Origin of the sequence: Gordonibacter sp. (assembly GCF_036667095.1) — a bacterium.
In the GTDB taxonomy this organism is placed as follows: Bacteria; Actinomycetota; Coriobacteriia; order Coriobacteriales; family Eggerthellaceae; genus Gordonibacter.
Genome location: NZ_JAVWUP010000322.1, coordinates 1 through 2,151 on the forward strand (window position 1 = coordinate 1; position 2,151 = coordinate 2,151).

The 2,151-nt window shown below is 51.0% G+C and carries 2 protein-coding genes and 1 pseudogene; 2 read left to right on the forward strand and 1 reads right to left on the reverse strand.

Features of this window, described 5'->3' with window-relative positions; genetic code table 11:
- Window positions 1-1,161, forward strand: a pseudogene (locus RR842_RS14205) (succinate dehydrogenase/fumarate reductase flavoprotein subunit); the annotation flags it as partial.
- 37 nt (window positions 1,162-1,198) lie between these two features.
- A complete protein-coding gene (locus tag RR842_RS14210; RefSeq protein WP_332730236.1) occupies window positions 1,199-1,900 on the forward strand; it encodes a 2Fe-2S iron-sulfur cluster-binding protein in 702 nt (233 codons plus the stop codon).
- 30 nt (window positions 1,901-1,930) lie between these two features.
- Here the strand turns inward: RR842_RS14210 and RR842_RS14215 are convergent.
- The coding region (locus RR842_RS14215) for a hypothetical protein (RefSeq protein ID WP_332730237.1) at window positions 1,931-2,151 on the reverse strand (221 nt) is incomplete at its 5' end.

A 2,151-nucleotide genomic window follows, 5' to 3' on the forward strand; every position in this document is an offset into this window, starting at 1 on the left:
CTCCCGACAGGTGCATTTCGTGTTATCCGTGCCAAGGCAACTGTCTGCTGTACTGGCGCATCTTGCTGGATGTATGGATGGAACACTGTTTCCGCTATGTCGATCAACTCGCCGGACAACACGGGAGATATCGATGCTGCTGCGTTTCGTCATGGTTGCGCGCTTCAGGATTCCGAGTTTTTCCAGTGCGATTTGATCAATATGGAACCAAAGGGCCTTGCGGCAAGTTATCAGGGCGGCATTGGCGCCGACTCCGGGTGCTGTGCATATATTTGCGACAAGAATGGCGAGTTCTTCTTCCAGGGCATGGACTACACAACGCTTAGCAAGATCAGCATGACTCAGATAATCGCACAGCGCATTCACGATGGGCTTGGTACGGAAAACGGCGGCGTATACGTTGACTTCTCAACGCCTGAAGCTGTTTCGTCTATGGGCGAAATGTATGTTCGCAATGTAGAGCTATGGAAAGAGGTCTTCGGCATCGAAGTTTTGGGAAGCAGGCTCGAGGTTGCTCCTGAAGCATACGAGCATGGTGGGAACCCTGTTGTCGACGAAACTCTCATGGCTGTTGACCTACCAGGATTTTTCCATGCAAGAGGCGGTGGGTATTGCGGAAGCGCTGGTGGCAGCACGGTTAACGTTGCAGCGAGAAATGGTGCTTTCGCTACGAAAAAGGCTGCAGAGTACTGCGCTGGTGCGAAAATGCCCCCATTGGATGAAAGTGTCGTTGCGGCCGAGTATCAGCGTTTGCATGAGTTGTTCGCGCGCAACGGAGGAAAGCGTCCGCAGGAAATCCGCCGCGCAATTCAAAAGGCATGCTACGACGCTTGCCGCCCCCTGCGTGATGTGGGGGTCATGGAATCTGCCATAGCTGAACTCGAGCGTATTCGCAAAGAGGAGATGCCGAAGATGACGCTGGGGGATGCCTCCAAGGTGTTCAATACGGACTGGAAGTGTGGTATCGAGAATTATAGTCTTTTGGATATTGCTGAAGCGAGCGCGAAAGCAGCACTTTTCAGGGAAGAAACACGCGGGCATTGCTATCGGCCCGATTTCCCCGAAGCTGATGATGGAAACTGGCTTGTCAACATTATCGAGCGCTACAACGGCGGCGACATTCAATGCGAAAAGACGCCGGTAGTTGAAATTAATTCTTAGTACGTTCGGTTCACGATGATCACCTAGGAGTATATTCATGAAAGTAACAGTTCAGAAGTACGACCCTTCGGTTGACAGCCAGCCTTACGAGGTGGATTTTGAGGTTGCGTATCACAAGAATATGACTGTACTTGAGGCGCTTGTTGCTATCGATGACGAGCAAGAGCCTATCGTTTTCGACTATAGCTGTCGAGGTCGCACGTGTGGTCGCTGCGCTATGACACTCAATGGTACGCCCTGTCTTGCATGTGTTACGCTGGTTGAGGAAAGCGGTAATAACACAATCGCACCTTTGGGTGGGTTTCCGGTGATCCGCGATCTTATCGTAGATAAAACGAAGGTTACGGATAGGGTTGCTTCTATCATGGTTCGAAAGCGCGCGTTTCCACTCGAGCTTGAAGAGGTTACAGTGCCAGTGAATCCTGAAATAGTGGCAAAGATCAATCCTCTGGAAAACTGTGCTCGTTGTTGCGTTTGTACTTCTGCGTGTCCTGTGGTATCCGAAAAAGGCCTGAAGTCGTATATTGGGCCTACGGGTATGCTCGCGATTGGTTTGCGGTTTTATGATCCGTACGACCAAGGTGATCGTGTTGTTGAAGCGGTGCAAAGCGGGTTGTACGACTGCAGGCAGTGCGGAACATGTTCGAGTGTGTGCAAAGCTCTCGAGATTGATCATCTTTCGGTGTGGGCCGACCTCCGAAACGCTGCAAAGGAACGCAATTTTGTTCCGAAGGAGTAGTAAATCTCATTAAAATACGTAGTATTTCAGTTAGATCGCCGTTTCGGATGGTTTTGAGTTGGTAGGCCAGAAAGCGACACGTTGAAGTTTTTCGGCATTTGTTGGCTTTCGTTTTGCGAGAGGCTTTTTGGCCCTTACCCCGTCGGTTGGGAATTTGCTTATGGCGTAGCTTTCCTTGAGTTGTAATTGTTGTACCACGCTGTAGCCGGCAGCGTGGTACAACGGCTTGAACACGCGGGCGAGCCGCTCGC

What these genes read in the sequence shown, in the direction of transcription:
- RR842_RS14210 (WP_332730236.1), top strand. Translation starts at nt 1,199, where the DNA reads ATGAAAGTAACAGTTCAGAAGTACGACCCTTCGGTTGACAGCCAGCCT.